Below are 18,388 nucleotides of genomic sequence, written 5' to 3'. Positions count from 1 at the left end.
GGACGCCATGACCGCGACGATCGCCACCACCGACGCGCTCGCCGTCGAGGACCTCAGCATCAGCTACGGCGGCGGCACCCCCGTCGTCTCCGGGGTCGACCTCCGCGTCGGCCCGGGCGAGATCCTGGGCGTCATCGGGGAGTCCGGCTGCGGCAAGTCGAGCATCGGCTTCGCCGTGCTGGGTCTGCTGCCCACCACCGCCCGCGTCGACGCGGCGCGGCTCGACGTCGGCTCCCGCCCCATGGGCGACGCCGACGAGGAGGACTGGAACGAGGTGCGCGGCCGCGTCGCCTCGATGGTGTTCCAGGAGCCCATGTCCGCGCTCAACCCGTGCATGCGGGTCGGCGCCCAGATCGCCGAGGTGCTGCTGGTGCACGGCCTCGCCGACAAGAAGGCCGCCCGCGCCCGCGCGCTCGAGCTGCTCCGCCTCGTCCAGGTGCCCGAGCCCGAGCTGCGCGCCACGCAGTTCCCCCACCAGATGTCCGGCGGCATGCGTCAGCGCATCGTCATCGCGATGGCCCTCGCCGCCAACCCCCAGCTGCTCGTCGCGGACGAGCCCACCACCGCCCTCGACGTCACCGTCCAGGCGCAGATCCTCGACCTGCTCGACCAGATGCGCCGCACCACCGGCGCGGGCGTGCTGCTCATCAGCCACGACCTGGGCGTCATCGCGCAGACGTGCGACCGTGTGGTGGTGATGTACGCCGGCGAGATCGTCGAGGAGGGCGTCCCCGCGGAGGTCCTCGCGAACCCCTCGCACCCGTACACCGCGGCGCTGGTCGCCTCGATCCCGACCACCACCACCGCGGCACGCGAGGACCTGCCGATGATCGCGGGCGGCGTCCGCGACTCGGATCGCGCGACCGCCGGGTGCCGCTTCTCGGCACGATGCGCGTTCGCGACGGACGCGTGCGCCGCGCCCCAGCCCCTGGTGCAGGTGGCGCCCGCCCACACGGCCCGCTGCTGGCGCAGCACCGAGCCGGAACTCTCGACCCGCACGGAGGTGACGGCATGACCGCCACGGAGCTCGACCTCGCCCCCCGCCCCGAGCAGGCGGCGGAGCCGCTCATGACGCTCAACGGCATCCGCCAGGAGTTCCCCGCCTCGGGCGGCCGCATCGTCCACGCGCTCGACGGCGTCACGCTCGAGGTGCAGCGCGGCGAGACGCTCGGCATCGTCGGCGAGTCCGGCTGCGGCAAGTCGACGCTGGCCCGCGCGGCGCTGCTGCTGCGCAAGCCCACCGCCGGCGAGATCCGCTTCGACGGGGACGATGCGCTGGCCATGCGGGGCGGCCGCCTGCGGGCCCACCGCCAGCGCGCGCAGATGGTGTTCCAGGACCCCAACGACTCGCTCGACCCGCGCTACAAGGTGCTGCGCTCGGTGATGGAGCCCCTGCTCGCGGCGGGTGTGCCGCGGCGCGAGGCGAAGGAGAAGGCGCTGGCCGCCCTCGAGGCGGTCGGCGCGCCGGACGGCGCCGCCGGGCGGTTCCCGCACGAGTTCTCGGGCGGCCAGCGCCAGCGCATCGCGATCGCCCGCGCCATCGCGACCGAGCCCGAGCTCGTGGTGCTCGACGAGCCGACCAGCGCGCTCGACGTGTCGATCCAGGCGCAGATCCTCAACCTGCTGCTTGAGTTGCAGGAGAGCAAGCAGCTCACCTACATGTTCATCTCGCACAACCTCGCGGTGATCCGCCACCTCTCGCACCGGGTCGCGGTCATGTACCTCGGCCGCATCGTCGAGGTCGGTCCCGCGGCTCAGGTGCTCGCGGACCCGCTGCACCCCTACACGGCGGCGCTGCTGTCGGCGGTCCCCGACCCCGATGCCGGCAAGCGCGAGCGGATCATCCTCCAGGGCGACCCGCCCAGCCCCACCCAGCGGGCCGCGGGCTGCGCCTTCGCGAGCCGCTGCTGGCTCGCCACCGAGAAGTGCCGGACCGAGGCCCCGCCGCTGGTCCACAGCGACGTCGCGGCCGACGCCCACGGCGGCCACCTCGTCGCCTGCCACCGTCCCGGCGAGGGCCAGGAGGCGCTGCGCCTCGGCCTCCGTCCCGCATCGTCCACCACCGTCTGAACAAGGAGCATCATCATGACCGAGACCGTCACCATCCTCACCGCGAAGCTCGTCCGGACCCTGGACGACGCCGTCCCGACCGGCACCGCCGTCGCCGTGCGCGGCTCCACGATCCTCGCCGTCGGCACCCCCGAGGTGCTGCTCGCGACCTATCCCGGCGCCGAGGTCGACGACCGCTACGCGGACCAGGTGCTCGCGCCGGGCTTCGTCGAGGCGCACTCGCACATGGGTGCGGGCATGGACAGCCCGTTCTACCTGGGCTACTTCCCGCGCATGACCCCGGACGGCACGCCGCTCGCCGGCGCGCAGTCGTGGCAGGGTGTCCTCGACGCGCTCAAGGCGTGGGACGCGGCGCTGCCGGAGGGCGAGGTCCTCAACGCGCGCGGGCTCGACATGCTCTTCCACCCGGGCGAGACCCTCGACCGCCACGCGCTCGACTCCGTCAGCAGCACCCGCGGCATCTACGTGATCCACGCGAGCGGCCACGTCGCCACCGCCAACTCGGTGCTGCTCGACAAGGCCGGCTACGGCGCGGACACCGACATCGAGGGCGTCGTCAAGGGCGAGGACGGCCTCCCCACCGGCGAGCTGCAGGAGATGGGCGCGATGATGCCCGTGATGGCCGCGCTCGGCATGGACTTCTCCAAGGGCATGACCTCCGAGAAGGGCATGTACGACTTCGCCGCGGACGCCCGCAACCACGGCTGCACCACCGCCACCGACCTCGCGAGCTTCGACGCGGTCCGCCCCGGCGGCCTCGAGCTGCTCGCCGAGGTCACCGGCCGCGAGGACTTCTCGCTGCGCCTCGTGCCCGCGACCTTCGGCGGCATGACCAAGTCCGCCGAGGAGGCCGAGGGCATGGCCGCGCTGGTCAAGTCGGTGCAGGGCAAGGGCAACGACAAGCTGCACCTGGGCACCGTCAAGCTCATGCTCGACGGCTCGATCCAGCAGCACACCGCGAAGCTGCAGGACCCGGGCTACGTGTGCGGCCACGACGACGGCATCTGGAACACCGACGCGGAGACCTTCCGCGCGCAGGTGAGCGCCTTCCACAAGGCCGGCCTCAACATCCACGTGCACTGCAACGGCGACGAGGCGACCGAGGTCTTCTGCGACGCCGTCGAGGAGGTTCTCGCGGAGTCCCCGCGCTGGAACCACCGCCACACCGTCACCCACTCGCAGCTCACCACCCGCGCGCAGTACAAGCGCATGGCCGAGCTGGGCATGGGCGCCAACATCTTCTCCAACCACATCTGGTACTGGGGCGACCAGCACATCGACCTCACCGTGGGCCCGGACCGCGTGCAGCGCATGAACGCCGCCCGCACCGCGCTGGACTCGGGCGTCACGATCGCCCTCCACTGCGACACCCCGGTGACGCCGCTGGACCCGCTGGCGACCGCGTCGTACGCGGCCGAGCGTCGCACCCCGACGGGCCGCTCGTGGGGCGACGCCGAGCGCATCTCGGTCAAGGAGGCCCTCGAGGCCATCACCATCGGCCCGGCCTACCTGCTCAAGCTCGACCACCTCGTCGGCTCGATCGTGCCGGGCAAGTTCGCGGACTTCGCGGTGCTCGACCGCGACCCGTTCGAGGTCGCGGAGGCCAAGGAGCTGCGCGACATCAACGTCCTCGGCACCGTCGTCGGCGGCGTCCACTTCCCGTCCCCGGTCCACGCGACCGTCTGACCCGGCACCACCGAAGGAGACTGAGATGCCCATCCCGAACGACCCCGCGGGCCGCGAGGCCTACGAGCTCGACCGCGCGCACGTCTTCCACTCGTGGTCCGCGCAGAAGGCGCTCGACCCGATGGTGATCACCGGCGGCGAGGGTTCCTACCTGTGGGACGCCGACGGCAACAAGTACCTCGACTTCTCGTCGCAGCTGGTCTACACGAACGTGGGCCACCAGCACCCGAAGGTCGTGGCGGCGATCCAGGAGCAGGCCGCGACGCTCGCGACCATCGCGCCGGCGCACGCCAACGACAAGCGCTCCAAGGCCGCGCAGCTCATCACCGACCTCGCGCCCGAGGGCATGAACAAGGTGTTCTTCACCAACGGCGGCGCGGAGTCCATCGAGAACGCGATCCGCATGGCGCGCCTGCACACCGGGCGCACCAAGGTGATGTCGCAGTACCGGAGCTACCACGGCTCCACCGCGACGGCCATCCAGGTGACCGGCGACCCGCGCCGCTTCCCGAACGAGTTCGTGCCCGCCGGCACGGTCCACTTCTTCGGGCCGTTCCTCTACCGCTCGCCGTTCAACGCGACCACCGAGCAGGAGGAGTGCGACCGCGCCCTCGAGCACCTCGAGCAGATGATCACGTTCGAGGGCCCCGGCACCATCGCCGCGATCGTCCTCGAGACGGTGCCCGGCACGTCGGGCATCATGCCGCCGCCGCCGGGCTACCTCGCGGGCGTCCGAGAGCTGTGCGACCGCTTCGGCATCGTCATGATCTGCGACGAGGTCATGGCCGGCTTCGGCCGCACCGGCGCCTGGTTCGCGATCGACCACTACGGCATCACGCCGGACCTCATCACCTTCGCCAAGGGCGTGAACTCCGGCTACGTGCCCATGGGCGGCGTCATCATCCGTGACGAGATCGCGGCGACGTTCGACGAGCGCGCGTACCCGGGCGGGCTCACCTACTCGGGCCACCCGCTGGCCGCGGCGGCCGCCGTCGCGACCATCGAGGCGATGCACGAGGAGCAGGTGGTGGAGAACGCCGCCCGCGTGGGGGCCGAGGTCTTCGGCCCCGAGCTGCGCGCGATGCAGGACCGCCACCCGGCGATCGGCGAGGTCCGCGGCCTCGGCGTCTTCTGGGCGCTCGACCTGGTCAAGGACCGGGAGACGAAGGAGCCGCTCGCGCCCTACGGCGGCGCGGCCCCGGCGGTCACCGGCGTGCTCGCCGCGGCGCGGAAGGCGGGCCTGCTGCTGTTCAACCAGTTCCACCGGATCCACATCGTGCCGCCGTGCACCATCACCGACGAGGAGGCCCGCGAGGGCCTCGAGATCCTCGACGAGGCGCTCGAGGTCGCGGACGCGGCCTACGAGGGGGTGCGCTTGCCGGCGCTGGTGTAGCCCGACGCGAGACCGGGAGGGGACGGGCCCAGCACCGTCCCCTCCCTTCCGTCTCCCGGGGACCTCTCCACGCGCGACGATGCGCGGGGCACCCGATCCGGGCATGTCGCCCGTTCACATCGGGTCTTCTGGTGGGGGAGTGCCCCACCCGCGTGGAGGGGTCTCCGCGCTACTCGGCGAGCTGCTCGCGGATCGCCTCGCCCAGCAGCTCGACGCCGCGCGGGATCGCCTGCAGCGGGATCGTGTTGAAGCCCACGCGGATGTGGTTCCTGCGGGCGCCCTCGAGGTAGAAGCGCTCGCCGGCGTCGACCAGCACGCCCTTGCCGCGCGCCAGCGCCGCGGCGCGCGTGCCGTCGAAGCCCTCGGGGCCGGTCACCCACACGCTCAGCCCGCCCGCGGGCACCGGGCCCAGCGGGAACGGCAGGTGGCGCTCGAGCTCCTCGGTGAGCACCTCCCACTTGCGGACGAGGTGGCGGCGGTGCTGGCGCAGCGCGCGGTGGTACTCGCCGGACTCGATGAAGAGCCCGAGCGCGCGCTGCAGGTGGCCCGACGGGTGCTTGGTGAGGTAGCGCCGGCGCTCCCGGAGCGCGGCGATGAGCGCCGCATCGGCCACGACGAAGCCCAGCCGCAGGCCCGGCGCCACGAACTTCGAGAATGTGCCCACGTAGATGACGCGGCCGGTGCGGTCGAGCGACTTGAGCGACGGCGTCGGCCGGCCTTTGAAGCGCACCTCGGAGTCGAAGTCGTCCTCGATGATGAGCGCGTCCTCGGACTGGGCCGCGCGCAGGATCGCCGCGCGGCGCGAGTAGGACGTGGTGACCGAGGTCGGGTGGTGGTGGCTCGGGGTGAGGTAGACGAACTCCGAGCGCGCCGCATCGGCCTTCGACACCCGCGCGCCCGACGCGTCGACCTCGACGGGGTGCAGCGTCGCGCCCGCGTTGCGGAAGATGTGCCACGCGTCGACGTAGCCGGGGTTCTCCACGCTCACCGTGTTGCCCGGCTCGATGAGCAGGTCCGCGAGCAGCGACAGCGCCTGCTGCGCGCCGTTGGTGATGATGACCTCGGACGGGCTCACGGACATGCCGCGCGGCGGCAGGATCTCGCGGCAGATCGCCTTGACGAGCAGCTCGTCGTCCGCGTCGACGGAGTCGCGCAGGCTCGCCGCCATGTGCGGGCCGGCGAGCGCGTCGTTGAGCGCGCGCAGCCAGGCGCGCGCCGGGAACGATGACAGCTCGGGCTGTCCGGGCAGGAACGGAAAGGGGTAGCGGTTCCAGTCCGGGTGGGCGGCCGCGTGCTGGAGGTCCTCGCCGAGCGGGCGCGGCAGGCGCGCCTGCCAGTCGACCTGGCCGGTCGGCACCGAGCGGTGGTGCGGAGCGCGGGCCGGCTGGGGCGTGGACGATGCGCCGGGCTGGGCCGTCGCGAGGCGCTCGGCGGCGGGGTAGAGGCCCGAGCGCGGGCGCGACTCGATGAGGCCGAGCGCGGTGAGCTCCTGGTAGGCGGCCGAGACGGTGTTGCGGGACACCCCGAGGACGCCCGCGAGGTGACGCGACGAGGGCAGCGGGCGGTGCGGCTTGAAGCGCCCCTCGAGCAGCGACTGCTCGAGGAAGCGGCGCACCTGCTGGAACAGGGGCTCGCGGCTGTCGGGATCGAGGTACTGGCGCGCGCGGTCGCCGAAGGCCTCGTCGGTCTCGATGTCGCGTTCGCTGGTCATGCGTCCCTCCTGGGCCGGCCTCACGCGGCGAGCCCGCGCGCGGCCAGGACCGCTCCGGACACGAGCGACAGCACCAGGGCCGCGGTCCGCACCGCGCTCGCGGGGATCCTGCTCACCAGGGGAGCGGCCACGAGCGCGCCGACGATCACGGCGGGAGCGAGCGCGAGCCCTGCCAGCGCATCGAGTCCGAGCGGGCCCGCTCCGGCCCTGCCCGCCGACAAGGATAGCGACACCAGCGAGAGCACCGAGGTGACGGCGAAGTACGCGGACAGGGTCGCGCGCATCGTCCTCACCTCGTCGGGCCGGTAGACCACCGCCATCGGCGGCCCGGGGAGCGCGGCGATCGGCGTGAGCGCGCCGCCGAGCCCGCCGGCGAGCGCCACGCTCGCGGGGGTCATGCGCGCGCGCCATGCGAGCAGGGACAGGGCCGATGCGGCGACGACCACCGCGCCCACGACCACCTGGGTCGCCGCGGTGGGGGTGACGTGCGCGACGAGCGTGCCGACGAGGATGCCGGGCACGGCGGCGACGGACGCGCGCACGAGGTCGCCGCGGTGCAGCCAGCGCCGCTCCGTCCATGTGGCGACCAGCATGACGACCACGGTGATCGCGAGCACCGCGCCGATGCCCAGCTCGGGCGCGACGAGCACGAGCAGCGGCACCGCGACGATGCCGAAGCCCATCCCGGTCGCGGACTGCACCACCGTCGCGAGCGCCACGACCATGCCCGCGGCGATCCACGCCGCCGCCGTCATCCGTGCCTCGCGATCATGGTCCGATCCTGCTGGCCCCCGCGCACGCGGGCCAGGTCCACGACGGGCCCTTCCGGGCGGCCAGACGTTACGCCCGGGAAACACTGTGGCACCCGGTGCCGGGCATCGACTGGCCCTGGCTCCCCGGGGACCGGCCAGTCATAGTGGTCGCAGGCCGCCGGGGATCCGGCCGGCATCCACACGAGAACGGAGAGCAGCAATGGCACAGCGGACGGCGGTCGTCACCGGAGCGAGCAGCGGGATCGGCGCGGCGAGCGCGCGGGCCCTCGCCGCGGACGGCTGGCACGTGATCCTCGGCGCGCGCCGCGTGGACCGCCTCGAGGCGCTCGCGGAGGAGATCGGCGGCACCGCGCTCCGCCTCGACGTCACGGACCAGGAGTCCGTCGACGCGTTCTGTGACGCGATCGAGTCGTGCGACCTGCTGCTCAACAACGCGGGCGGCGCGCTCGGCACCTCGTCGATCGCCGAGGGCGACACCGACGAGTGGCAGTGGATGTACGACGTCAACGTGCTCGGCACGCTGCGGGTCACCAAGGCGCTGCTGCCCAAGCTCGTGGCGTCGGGCGACGGCCAGGTCATCAACATCGGCTCGATCGCGGCGCGCGAGCCCTACAAGGGCGGCGGCGGCTACAACGCCGCCAAGCACGCCGTCGCGGCGATGACGCGCGTGCTCCGCATCGAGCTGCTGGGCCAGCCGGTCCGCGTGTCCGAGATCGACCCGGGCATGGTCGAGACCGAGTTCTCGCTCGTGCGCTTCGGCGGCGACGCCGAGAAGGCCGCGAAGGTCTACGAGGGCGTCACCCCGATGAGCGCCGAGGACATCGCGGACGCGGTCCGCTGGGTCGCCTCGCGCCCCAAGCACGTCAACATCGACCAGATCCTCATGCTCGCGACCGCGCAGACCTCCGCGCAGGTGGTCCACCGCGAGATCTGAGCCGGGGAGGGTCACAGCAAGCTCCCAGGATGGGCGAGTACCCTGGTCGGGTGCCCCGCGCGGGAGGTCACGGCCGCATCAGGACGCGGTCGGTCCGGGAACCGTGGCGCGGGCCCATCGGTTACCGGGTCGACCCTGCGTCCCGCGCGCCGCCGCGATCGATGCGGACGACCCCCGTGAGGAGATCCATGAAGAAGAACGCACTGAGCGCCGTCGTGCTCGGCTCCATCGCCGTGCTCGGCCTGGCCGCGTGCAGCCCCGCCTCGGAGTCGGACGCGTCGCCGTCCGCCTCGGCCTCGACCGAGACCGCCGTCGACCCCGCCGCCGATGCCGCCGCGCTCGAGACCATCGAGTGGAACGACAAGGACGGCGTCCCGGAGCTGACCTTCGACACCCCGCTGACCGTCACCGACATCGCCACGCGTCACATCGCGGACGGTGAGGGCGAGGTCATCGAGGAGGGCCAGAACGTCACCCTCGACTACGTCGTCTACTCCGGCACGGACGCCTCGCAGATCTACTCGACCTTCGAGGCGGGCACGCCCGAGGTCGTCACCATGGCCGACGGCCAGGTCGTCGAGGACCTCTACGACGCGCTCCTCGGTCAGCAGGTCGGCACCGACCTCCTCTACGTGTACCCCGACACCTCCTCCGAGGACGGGGCCGCGGTCGTCATGGCCGTCACCGCCTCGAGCGCGGTGACCCCGCTCGCGCGCGCCGAGGGCACGGCCGTCGAGCCCGCGAAGGACCTCCCGACCGTCACTCTCGACGACGACGGCATGCCGTCCATCGACTTCTCCGACGCGGGCAAGAAGCCCGAGGAGCTCGTCGTCCAGCCGCTCATCGAGGGCGACGGCGAGAAGGTCCAGGAGGGCGACCAGATCACGGTGCACTACACCGGCTGGATCTGGAAGGGCGACCAGTTCGACTCGTCGTGGGACCGCGGCGCCGCGACCTCGTTCACGCTCGCGTCCGGCTCGCTCATCGACGGCTGGGTCGACGGCCTCGCCGGCCAGACGGTCGGCAGCCAGGTGCTCCTCGTCATCCCGCCGGACCTCGCGTACGGCGACCAGGAGTCCGACACCATCCCGGCGGACTCGACGCTCGTGTTCGTCGTGGACATCCTCGCCGCGAGCTGACCCTCGCGTCACGCACGAAGGCCCCGGCATCCGCCGGGGCCTTCGTCGCGTTCGGGGCCGGGTCAGCCCTCCGGCGCGTCCTTCGCGGGGGACGATGCGCGGACCGGCTCGGCGGCGGGGCTCGCGTCGTCGATCGTGATGACGTCGTAGGTCCGCCCCGAGTTCTTGACGATCGCGGTGATGAGCGCCGCGACGGGCAGCGCCATGAAGGCGCCCAGAGGTCCGGCGATCGCGCCGCCCGCGAGGGCGCCGCCGAACGCGACCGCGCCGTTGAGCTCCATCGTCTGGGACGAGAAGCGGGGGCTCAGCCAGTAGTTCTCGGCCTGCTGGTAGACGAGCACCCACGCGAGCAGGATGAGCGCCGGCACGAGGCCCTGCACCGCGAGCACGATGATGATCGGCAGCGCCGCCCCGATGTAGGTGCCGATGAACGGGATGAACTCGGACACGAAGCCCATGAACAGCGCGAGCGGGATCGCGTAGACGAGCGGCAGCCCGATGAGCAGCATCACGACGAAGGCGAGGCCGCCGCATACGCCCATGAGGAGCACGCGCGAGTAGAAGTAGCCGCCCGTCTGCTCGATCGACGTGTCCGCGATCCACGCGAACGTGCGCTGGCGGGCCGGGGGCATGCGTGACATGAACGCGCGCATGATCTGCGGCCACTGGGCGGCGATGTAGAACGCGAACATCGCGACGGTGAAGAGGTCGAAGATCAGCCCGATGCCGGAGGTCACGATCCCGAGCACCTCGTCCGACCACGTCGCCATGAGGTCGGAGAAGCTGGTGAGGGCGTCGTCCGTCCCGGTGGTGTCGATCGGGAGCCCCAGCACGTCCTGGCTCCACTCGCTCAGGGCGGACGTCCAGCCGGGGAGGTTGTCGTGGACGGCGTCGGCGAAGCGCGCGATCGCGGGGATGAGCACCGCGACCATGAACACGCCGAGCAGCACCGCGGCGAGGTACATCAGCCCCACGGCCGCACCGCGACGCATCCCGTAGCGGCGGTGCAGCATCGTGACGCCCGGCAGCATCGCGAGGGCGATGAACAGGGAGAACACCAGGATCCCGATGAGGTGGCGCATCTGGAACGCGACCCAGATCGCCGCGAGGACGAGGAGGACCACGCCCACGGCGCGCCAGAGGGAGCGCCGGACGAACGCGTCGACCCAGAGCGGGGCGGGCTCCTCCGCGCGCTGCGCCGCCTGCACGGCCGCCGCGCGCGCGACGTCCTCCGGGAGCTCCTCGGTGTCGGGCGACGAGGCGTCGGCGCTCACAGCGCGGCCTCCGTGTGCCGGCCGAACGTGAAGGCGCGCACGAGGCCGACGATGCCGAGCACGACGAAGACGAACGCGGCGATCCACACGAGCACGGTGGCGGTGATCGCGGGCGAGCCGAGCACGACCGCGCCGGCGATGATGCTGATGATGCCGTACGTGATCGCCCAGCCGCGCGATCGTGCCTTCCCGGACTCGACGAGCACCATGATGCCGTCGATGATCCAGCCGATGCCGATGGTGATGGCGACCACGAGCAGCAGCACCGCCGCGGAGGCCTCGAGATTCCGGAGCGTGATGACGCCCGCGAGGAGCATGAGCACTCCCATGATGATCGCGAGGGCGCGCAGGCCGCCCGACAGCGCCGAGCCGAGGATGCCCATCGCGATGCGGGCCACGCCCGCGACCGCGAAGTAGATGCCGATCAGCACCGCGCCCACGCTGAGCGTGTGCCCGGGCCACACCATGAGCGCGATGCCGACGCCGAGCGCGACGATGCCCAGCACGGCGAACATCACGCGCACCGCCGTGATCGCGCGCGCGGTCAGCTCCCGCGCGTCCAGCTCGAAGCCGATGTTCCTGGTCTCCTGCATGAGAGCTCCTCTCGCGGACCCGCCTCCGCGTGGCGGCTGATCTCACGCTACCGCCGCCGAGGCGCGGCGTGACGGAATCTCCGCGGGGCGTCCATACGCGCGTGCTGACGATGCAATGGTGAGGCTTTTGTGCACAATGCGCCCCTTGCGTGCGAGAATGGTCGCTCGGATGCAGGTTGCTTGCGAGGGGGGAGCAGTCATGTCGCTCGACGACCTGGACCGACGCATCATCGCGGAGCTGCGCGTGGACGGCCGCGCCAGCTATGCGGAGATGGGCGCGCGCATCGGCCTGTCACCGTCGGCGGTGAAGCGTCGAGTCGATCGGATGGTGGCCGACGGCGCCATCCAGGGATTCCATGTGCGCCTCGACCCCGAGCTCGACGGAGCCGGCACCGAGGCCTATGTCGAGGTGTTCTGCACGGGCACGGTCGCGCCCGACGAGCTCCGGCGCATCCTCAAGTCGATCCCCAACGTCGTCGAGGCCTTCACGGTCACGGGGCAGGCGGACGCGATCGTCCGGCTGCGCGCCTCGACGATGACGGACCTCGAGGCGGCGCTCGAGCACGTGCGGCTCGCGCCGCAGGTCGACAAGACCCGCAGCGCGATCATCCTGTCGCGGCTCATCGAGCACCGCGACGGCTGAGCGGGCCCGTCAGATCCAGCTGGGCAGCCACATGTGCGCCTGCCAGTAGCGGAACGGGATGGGTGTGCCCACCCACAGCGGCATGAACAGCCCCGAGACCAGCAGGATCGCGGCGAGGATGCAGCCGACCGCGATGGTGCCGCGGCGCGACCAGCCGCCCTCGAGCTCGTCCGGCTGCGCGATGCGCCTTAGCGCCCACACGAGCGTGAGCACCATGAACGGCATGAACGCGACCGAGTAGAACGTGAAGATCGTGCGGTAGGCGTACGGCAGCCACGGCACCCAGCCGGCGAGCACGCCTGCGGACACCGACAGCGCGAGGATGTCGCCGCGGCGGATCACCCGCCACAGCGCCCACACGAGCGCGGCGGTCGCGAGCCACCACAGCAGCGGGTTGCCCAGCGCGTGGACCGCGCTCACGCACCGCTCGGCGCCACAGTCGACGTCCGGCACGTCCTCGAAGTAGAAGGCCGTGGGCCGCCACTGCACCAGCCACAGCCACGGGTTGGACATGTAGTTGTGCTCGGTGGTGAGGCCCGTGTGGAAGTCCCACATCTGCAGGTGGTAGTGGACCAGCGAGTTGAGCGCATCCGGCAGCCACGTGAGGCCCTCGCCGGGGTGGTCCTCCGCCCAATGCCGGTCGTACGAGCCGTCGGTGAGGAACCAGTTCGCCCACGTCGCGACGTAGACCACCGGAACGATGACGAGCGTCGCGAGCCCCGCGGGGACCGCCCGCGCGAAGGCCCCGGCGAACCACCGCTCGCATCCCACGTCGCGGCGCGCGAGCACGTCCCACACCACGGACAGCACGAGCAGCACGGCCGCGAAGTAGAAGCCGGACCACTTCACCGAGCCGGCGAGCGCGAAGGCGAGGATCGCCGCGAGCCGCCACCAGCGGATGCCGGTGCGCGGGCCGAGCCCGGGCAGCGGCGCATCGGGCGCCAGGCCGAGCTCTCTCCGCGCGTGCGCGACCCGTTCCTCGAGCCGCGCGCGCGTCCGGTCCCGGTCGACCACCAGCAGCCAGAAGCCGAGCGCGACGAAGAACGCGAGGTAGCCGTCGAGGATCGCGGTGCGCGACAGCACGATGGCCTCGCCGTCGACCGCGACGAGCACGCCCGCGACGCCGCCCCACAGCGTCGACCGGAACAGGCGTCGCGCGGCGAGCGCCACGAGCACCGCGGTGAGCGCGCCGAGCACCGCGCCGACGACGCGCCAGCCGAACGGGTCGTTGCCGAAGATCTCGATGCCCAGCGCGATGAGCAGCTTCCCGACCATGGGGTGCACGACGTAGTCGCCCTCGGTCGTGAGCCCCGACGTGTCGCCCGACACGAAGGCCTGGTCGTCGCCCGTCCAGTCGCCCTCGTAGCCCAGCTCGGTGAGCGAGTACCCGCCGCGCGCGTAGAAGACCTCGTCGAACACGAGCGCGTGGGGATCCGACAGCGACGCGAGGCGGAGGATCGCGGCCAGGACGCCGACGCCGACGGCCATGAGGGCGGCGCGCCAGCGCCACAGCGTCGCGAGATTCACACGCGAAGCCTAGCCGCGCGCGGTGCCGGTCCGGCCGCGCCGCGGCGTGTGCGACCCTGGGGACATGACTGGACGGATCGTGCTCGCCGCGACGCCCATCGGGAACGTCGGCGACGCGTCCGATCGGCTGCGCGAGGCGCTCGCGACCGCGGACGTGGTCGCCGCCGAGGACACGCGCCGGCTGCGCGACCTGGCGGGTCGGCTCGGGATCCGGATCCAGGGTGAGACCGTCGCGCACCACGACCACAACGAGGGCGACTCCGCGGCGGCGCTCGTCGCGCGCGCCGGCGCCGGGGACACCGTCGTCGTCGTGTCCGACGCGGGCATGCCCGCGGTGTCCGACCCCGGCTTCCGGGTGGTCGAGGCCGCCGCGGCCGCGGGCGTCGACGTCACCGTGCTGCCGGGACCGTCGGCAGCGCTCGCGGCGCTCGCGCTGTCGGGGCTGCCGACCGACCGCTTCGCGTTCGAGGGCTTCCTGCCGCGCAAGCCGGGGGAGCGCGCGACCCGCCTGGGGTCGCTCGCCACCGAGGAGCGCACGCTCGTCTTCTTCGAGGCGCCGCACCGGCTCGCCGCGACGCTCGCGGCCATGGCCGAGGCGTGGGGCGGCGACCGCCGCGCGTCCGTGTCGCGCGAGCTCACCAAGACGTACGAGGAGACCCGTCGCGGCACGCTCGCGGAGCTCGCCGCGTGGGCCGGGGAGAAGGAGCCGCGCGGCGAGATCGTCGTGACGGTCGAGGGTCGCGCGGCGGAGGCGCCCGGCGTCCCCGCCCTGGTCGACGAGGTGCTCGCCCGCGTGGCCGCGGGGGAGCGGGCCAAGGCCGCGGTGGCGGACGTCGCCGCGACGGCGGGGGTCCCCAGCCGCGAGCTCTACGCCGCGGTGCTGGCGGCGCGGGCCGCCGGGTGAGCGCGGCGTCGCCGCGTCGCCGGCGCCGCCTCGTCCCCGCCGCCGTCGTCGCCTCGTCGTGCTTCGGGCTCGGGCTCGGCGCGGGCGCGCTCGTCCCGCCGCCCGAGGAGTGGCCGCTCGTGGCGGGCACCGAGCCCGCCGCCGCGACCGTCGCCGCCTCCTCGCCGACGCCCTCGCCCACCGCATCGTCCCTCGCGGCGATCACCGCCTCCCCGGAGCCCGCGGCCGCGCGCACGCCGCTGGTCGAGGTGACGGCGCCCGACGTCGACGACCCCGCGTCGCTCACCGTGGTCGTCAACAAGCAGCGGCCGCTCGACCCCGCGGACTACGTGCCGGAGGACCTCGTCACGGTCGAGGGCATCCCCGGCGGGGTGACGATGCGCGCGGAGGCCGCGGCGGCCATGACGGCGCTGCACGACGCGGCGGTGGAGGAGGGCGCCGGCTTCTCCATCTCGACCGGCTACCGCGCGTACGACCTCCAGAGCTCCCTCTACACGGGCTACTCGCGCTCGCGGGGGCAGGCCGGCGCGGACCGCTTCTCCGCGCGGCCCGGGTACTCCGAGCACCAGACCGGTCTCGCCGCCGACGTGGGCAACGGCGTGTGCACGCTCCAGGCGTGCTTCGCGACCACCGCGGCGGGCCAGTACCTGGCGGCGCACGCGTGGGAGCACGGGTTCATCGTGCGCTATCCCGAGGGCTCGGACGCGGTGACCGGCTACATCTACGAGCCGTGGCACCTGCGCTACGTGGGGCTCGAGGTCGCCGCCGCGATGCACGAGGGCGGCATCGCCACCCTCGAGGAGTACTTCGCGCTCGATCCCGCGCCCGACTATCGGTAGGGGGGCAGGGCCCGCCCCGCACCTCGGCCCGCGCCCTGCCCGCGTGCATCGATTACCTGGGGATCCGCAGGCGAGAAGCGCCCGGTTCTCACCCGGAATCCTCGCAGTTCGCGCATCGTCGCCCGCCAGGAGGACGACCCCTCCGCGAACACTAGGATGGACGCCATGTCACGCATCCTGTCCGCGGTCGCCTGGCCGTACGCCAACGGCCCCCGCCACATCGGTCACGTCGCCGGGTTCGGCGTCCCCTCGGACGTCTTCAGCCGCTACATGCGCCTCGCCGGCAACGACGTCCTGATGGTCTCGGGCACCGACGAGCACGGCACGCCGATCCTCGTCCAGGCCGAGGGCGAGGGCGTGAGCCCGCAGGAGCTCGCGGACCGCTACAACCGCGTCATCGTCGAGGACCTCACCCAGCTGGGCCTGTCCTACGACCTCTTCACCCGCACCACCACCGGCAACCACTATGCCGTCGCGCAGGCCATGTTCAAGGCCGTGCACGCGAACGGCTACATGCTGTCGGAGACCACCCGCGGCGCGATCTCCCCGTCGACCGGACGCACGCTGCCCGACCGCTACATCGAGGGCACGTGCCCCATCTGCGGCTACGACGGCGCGCGCGGCGACCAGTGCGACAACTGCGGCAACCAGCTCGACGCGATCGACCTCAAGAACCCGGTGTCCCGCATCAACGGCGAGACCCCCAAGTTCGTCGAGACCGAGCACTTCTTCCTCGACCTGCCGGCGCTCGTGCAGCCGCTCACCGACTGGCTCGGCTCGCGCCAGGGCTGGCGCCCCAACGTCATGAACTTCTCCAAGAACCTGCTCGTCGACGTGCGCCCGCGCGCGATGACGCGCGACATCGACTGGGGCATCCCGGTGCCGCTCGAGGGCTGGGAGGACAACCCGGCCAAGCGCCTGTACGTGTGGTTCGACGCGGTCATCGGCTACCTGAGCGCCTCGATCGAGTGGGCGCGCCGCTCGGGCGACCCGGACGCGTGGCGTCAGTGGTGGAACGACCCGGCGGCCCTGTCCTACTACTTCATGGGCAAGGACAACATCACCTTCCACTCGCAGATCTGGCCCGGCGAGCTCATCGCCGCCAACGGCCGCGGCGCGCGGGGCGGGTCGCTCAGCGAGTTCGGCGACCTCCAGCTCCCCACCGAGGTGGTCTCGAGCGAGTTCCTCACGATGGAGTCCGCCAAGTTCTCCTCGTCGCGCGGCCACGTCATCTACGTGCGCGACATGCTGTCCCGCTACCAGCCCGACGCGCTGCGCTACTTCATCGCCGTCGCGGGCCCGGAGACCTCGGACGCGGACTTCACGTGGGCCGAGTTCAAGCGCCGCAACAACGACGAGCTCGTCGCCGGCTGGGGCAACCTCGTCAACCGCACGGCGTCGCTGCTGCACAAGAACGTGGGCGAGATCCCGGCGCTGGGCGAGCTGGCGGACGTCGACCGCGCCGCGCTCGCGGCCTCCGAGTCGGCGTTCACGACCGTGGGCGACCACATCCGCACGCAGCGCCAGCGCGCCGCGATCAGCGAGACGATGCGCGTGATCGGCGACGCGAACAAGTACCTCGCGGACACCGCCCCGTGGAAGCTCAAGAACGAGAACCCGGAGCGCATGCGCACGGTCCTCGCGGTCGCGGCCCAGCTGGTGTCCGACGCGAACACGATGATGTCGCCGTTCCTGCCGCACAGCGCGCAGAAGGTGCACGAGGCCCTCGGCGGCACCGGCGTGCTCGCGCCCATGCCGCAGATGAACGAGGTCGCCGACCTCGACCTCGCGGACCGCCACTACCCGGTCATCCAGGGCGACTACGCGTCCGTGGCCGGCTGGGGGCGCACGGACCTGGTCGCCGGCACCGCCGTCCCGGCCCCGTCGCCGATCTTCCAGAAGCTCGACGACGAGATGGTCGAGGCGGAGCTCGAGCGGATGGCGGACGAGTAGCCGATGCGCGCCGGAGCCTGGCCGCCCGCGCCGGAGGCGCTGCCGGTCGCCGTGGTCGACAACCACTGCCACCTCGAGTTCCCCGCGGGCGATCCCGAGCTGACGGTCGAGCGGCGTCTCGCGGACGCCGCCGCCGTGGGCGTCGACCGCGTGGTCCAGATCGGGTGCGAGGTCGACTCCGCCCGCTGGACCGCGGACGCGGTGGACCGCCACCCGACGATGCTCGGCGGCGTCGCGCTCCATCCCAACGAGGCGCCGCTGCACGCGGCCGGCACCCACGACAGCGGGCTGTCGTACGACGACGCGTTCGCGGAGATCGCCGCGCTCGCGCGCCGCGACCGCATCCGGGTCGTCGGCGAGACGGGGCTCGACTACTTCCGCACCTCCGAGGAGGGGCGGGACGCGCAGATCCGGTCCTTCCGCGACCACATCGCGCTGGCCAAGGAGCTGGGCCTGCCGCTGCAGATCCACGACCGCGACGCGCACGCGGACGTGCTCGACGTGCTCGAGCGGGACGGCGCACCCGAGGTGACCGTCTTCCACTGCTACTCGGGCGACGCCGCGATGGCCCGCCTGTGCGCGCACCGCGGCTACTACCTGTCGTTCGCCGGCACCGTCACCTTCAAGAACGCCGAGGGCCTGCGCGCCGCGCTGGCGGTGACGCCGCTGTCGCGGGTGCTCGTCGAGACCGACGCGCCCTTCCTCACGCCGCACCCGCACCGCGGCGCGCCCAACGCCCCGTACCTCGTCCCGTTGACGATGCGGACCGTCGCGAGCGTCCTCGACGTCGATCTGGCCGTCGCGTGCGAGACCGTCGCTCAGACCTCCGAAACGCTGTATGGCCCCTGGTAATCGGCGCCGTGTGGTAAATCCCACAACCCCCTTGACTCAAGTCGAGTTGGACATCGTCGTTATCAATATGAGACAAAAGGCGTCAGTGAAGCGCGGC

Annotated in this window: 16 protein-coding genes; 11 read left to right on the top strand and 5 right to left on the bottom strand. The window is 72.4% G+C overall.

Going from position 1 to position 18,388, the window contains the following annotated elements; translation table 11 throughout:
- Window positions 1-7 precede the first annotated feature (7 nt).
- The 4 genes from AOM07_RS02380 to AOM07_RS02365 are packed head-to-tail and all read left to right on the top strand — an operon-like array spanning window position 8 to window position 5,149.
- Complete coding sequence (locus AOM07_RS02380) at window positions 8-1,015, top strand: ABC transporter ATP-binding protein (protein WP_062311033.1); 1,008 nt, start codon at window positions 8-10, stop codon at window positions 1,013-1,015.
- Complete coding sequence (locus tag AOM07_RS02375) at window positions 1,012-2,070, top strand: ABC transporter ATP-binding protein (protein WP_062311031.1); 1,059 nt, start codon at window positions 1,012-1,014, stop codon at window positions 2,068-2,070. The genes AOM07_RS02380 and AOM07_RS02375 overlap by 4 nt, the downstream gene beginning before the upstream one ends.
- A 15-nt stretch (window positions 2,071-2,085) precedes the next feature.
- Window positions 2,086-3,756, top strand: coding sequence for an amidohydrolase (locus tag AOM07_RS02370; protein ID WP_062311029.1), 1,671 nt, complete (start codon window positions 2,086-2,088; stop codon window positions 3,754-3,756).
- Window positions 3,757-3,781: 25 nt separating this feature from the next.
- Entirely contained in the window at window positions 3,782-5,149 is a 1,368-nt protein-coding gene (locus tag AOM07_RS02365; RefSeq protein WP_062311027.1) for an aspartate aminotransferase family protein, read from the top strand.
- Window positions 5,150-5,318: 169 nt separating this feature from the next.
- On the opposite strand, the gene pdxR is transcribed toward AOM07_RS02365, so the two are convergent.
- Together pdxR and AOM07_RS02355 are read right to left on the bottom strand one after the other, a co-directional pair.
- Window positions 5,319-6,860, bottom strand: a complete 1,542-nt coding sequence (gene pdxR, locus AOM07_RS02360) for a MocR-like pyridoxine biosynthesis transcription factor PdxR (protein WP_062311025.1) — start codon at window positions 6,858-6,860, stop codon at window positions 5,319-5,321.
- A gap of 20 nt (window positions 6,861-6,880) precedes the next feature.
- A complete protein-coding gene (locus AOM07_RS02355) occupies window positions 6,881-7,615 on the bottom strand; it encodes a TSUP family transporter (protein WP_062311023.1) in 735 nt (244 codons plus the stop codon).
- Between the two features lie 217 nt (window positions 7,616-7,832).
- On the opposite strand from AOM07_RS02355, the gene AOM07_RS02350 reads away from it, so the two are divergent.
- Both AOM07_RS02350 and AOM07_RS02345 read left to right on the top strand, forming a co-directional pair.
- Entirely contained in the window at window positions 7,833-8,567 is a 735-nt protein-coding gene (locus tag AOM07_RS02350; protein WP_062311021.1) for an SDR family NAD(P)-dependent oxidoreductase, read from the top strand.
- A gap of 188 nt (window positions 8,568-8,755) precedes the next feature.
- Complete coding sequence (locus AOM07_RS02345; RefSeq protein ID WP_062311019.1) at window positions 8,756-9,706, top strand: FKBP-type peptidyl-prolyl cis-trans isomerase; 951 nt, start codon at window positions 8,756-8,758, stop codon at window positions 9,704-9,706.
- 62 nt (window positions 9,707-9,768) lie between these two features.
- Here the strand turns inward: AOM07_RS02345 and AOM07_RS02340 are convergent, their stop codons facing one another.
- Together AOM07_RS02340 and AOM07_RS02335 are read right to left on the bottom strand one after the other, a co-directional pair.
- Window positions 9,769-10,980, bottom strand: a complete 1,212-nt coding sequence (locus tag AOM07_RS02340) for an AI-2E family transporter (protein WP_062311017.1) — start codon at window positions 10,978-10,980, stop codon at window positions 9,769-9,771.
- Window positions 10,977-11,573: an HdeD family acid-resistance protein gene (locus AOM07_RS02335; protein WP_062311015.1), complete on the bottom strand. Its 597-nt coding sequence runs from the start codon at window positions 11,571-11,573 to the stop codon at window positions 10,977-10,979. Before AOM07_RS02335 ends, AOM07_RS02340 begins: the two co-directional genes overlap by 4 nt.
- Before the next feature lie 199 nt (window positions 11,574-11,772).
- On the opposite strand from AOM07_RS02335, the gene AOM07_RS02330 reads away from it, so the two are divergent.
- Complete coding sequence (locus tag AOM07_RS02330; RefSeq protein WP_062311013.1) at window positions 11,773-12,216, top strand: Lrp/AsnC family transcriptional regulator; 444 nt, start codon at window positions 11,773-11,775, stop codon at window positions 12,214-12,216.
- Window positions 12,217-12,225: 9 nt separating this feature from the next.
- Here the strand turns inward: AOM07_RS02330 and AOM07_RS02325 are convergent, their stop codons facing one another.
- Complete coding sequence (locus AOM07_RS02325; RefSeq protein WP_062311012.1) at window positions 12,226-13,743, bottom strand: dolichyl-phosphate-mannose--protein mannosyltransferase; 1,518 nt, start codon at window positions 13,741-13,743, stop codon at window positions 12,226-12,228.
- 64 nt (window positions 13,744-13,807) lie between these two features.
- On the opposite strand from AOM07_RS02325, the gene rsmI reads away from it, so the two are divergent.
- The 4 genes from rsmI (at window position 13,808) to AOM07_RS02305 (ending at window position 18,291) form a co-directional block, all read left to right on the top strand.
- A complete protein-coding gene (gene rsmI / locus AOM07_RS02320) occupies window positions 13,808-14,647 on the top strand; it encodes a 16S rRNA (cytidine(1402)-2'-O)-methyltransferase (RefSeq protein ID WP_062311010.1) in 840 nt (279 codons plus the stop codon).
- Window positions 14,644-15,486 carry a M15 family metallopeptidase gene (locus AOM07_RS02315; RefSeq protein ID WP_062311008.1) on the top strand — a complete coding sequence of 281 codons (843 nt, stop codon included), beginning with the start codon at window positions 14,644-14,646 and terminating at the stop codon, window positions 15,484-15,486. The genes rsmI and AOM07_RS02315 overlap by 4 nt, the downstream gene beginning before the upstream one ends.
- A gap of 165 nt (window positions 15,487-15,651) precedes the next feature.
- Entirely contained in the window at window positions 15,652-17,439 is a 1,788-nt protein-coding gene (gene metG / locus AOM07_RS02310) for a methionine--tRNA ligase (protein WP_062311450.1), read from the top strand.
- A gap of 3 nt (window positions 17,440-17,442) precedes the next feature.
- The gene (locus AOM07_RS02305) at window positions 17,443-18,291 is read left to right on the top strand and encodes a TatD family hydrolase (RefSeq protein ID WP_062311006.1); all 849 of its coding nucleotides are present in this window, start codon (window positions 17,443-17,445) and stop codon (window positions 18,289-18,291) included.
- Window positions 18,292-18,388: the final 97 nt, after the last annotated feature.

The sequence above is a fragment of the Demequina rhizosphaerae genome, from assembly GCF_000971255.1.
Classification (GTDB): Bacteria; Actinomycetota; Actinomycetes; order Actinomycetales; family Demequinaceae; genus Demequina; species Demequina rhizosphaerae.
Note: the sequence above shows the minus strand (reverse complement) of the source record. Positions and strands in the feature narration are given on the sequence as shown.

Coding starts and splice junctions, on each gene's coding strand:
- AOM07_RS02380 (WP_062311033.1), top strand. CDS start 8: ATGACCGCGACGATCGCCACCACCGACGCGCTCGCCGTCGAGGACCTC.
- AOM07_RS02375 (WP_062311031.1), top strand. CDS start 1,012: ATGACCGCCACGGAGCTCGACCTCGCCCCCCGCCCCGAGCAGGCGGCG.
- AOM07_RS02370 (WP_062311029.1), top strand. CDS start 2,086: ATGACCGAGACCGTCACCATCCTCACCGCGAAGCTCGTCCGGACCCTG.
- AOM07_RS02365 (WP_062311027.1), top strand. CDS start 3,782: ATGCCCATCCCGAACGACCCCGCGGGCCGCGAGGCCTACGAGCTCGAC.
- pdxR (WP_062311025.1), bottom strand. CDS start 6,860: ATGACCAGCGAACGCGACATCGAGACCGACGAGGCCTTCGGCGACCGC.
- AOM07_RS02355 (WP_062311023.1), bottom strand. CDS start 7,615: ATGACGGCGGCGGCGTGGATCGCCGCGGGCATGGTCGTGGCGCTCGCG.
- AOM07_RS02350 (WP_062311021.1), top strand. CDS start 7,833: ATGGCACAGCGGACGGCGGTCGTCACCGGAGCGAGCAGCGGGATCGGC.
- AOM07_RS02345 (WP_062311019.1), top strand. CDS start 8,756: ATGAAGAAGAACGCACTGAGCGCCGTCGTGCTCGGCTCCATCGCCGTG.
- AOM07_RS02335 (WP_062311015.1), bottom strand. CDS start 11,573: ATGCAGGAGACCAGGAACATCGGCTTCGAGCTGGACGCGCGGGAGCTG.
- AOM07_RS02330 (WP_062311013.1), top strand. CDS start 11,773: ATGTCGCTCGACGACCTGGACCGACGCATCATCGCGGAGCTGCGCGTG.
- rsmI (WP_062311010.1), top strand. CDS start 13,808: ATGACTGGACGGATCGTGCTCGCCGCGACGCCCATCGGGAACGTCGGC.
- metG (WP_062311450.1), top strand. CDS start 15,652: ATGTCACGCATCCTGTCCGCGGTCGCCTGGCCGTACGCCAACGGCCCC.
- AOM07_RS02305 (WP_062311006.1), top strand. CDS start 17,443: ATGCGCGCCGGAGCCTGGCCGCCCGCGCCGGAGGCGCTGCCGGTCGCC.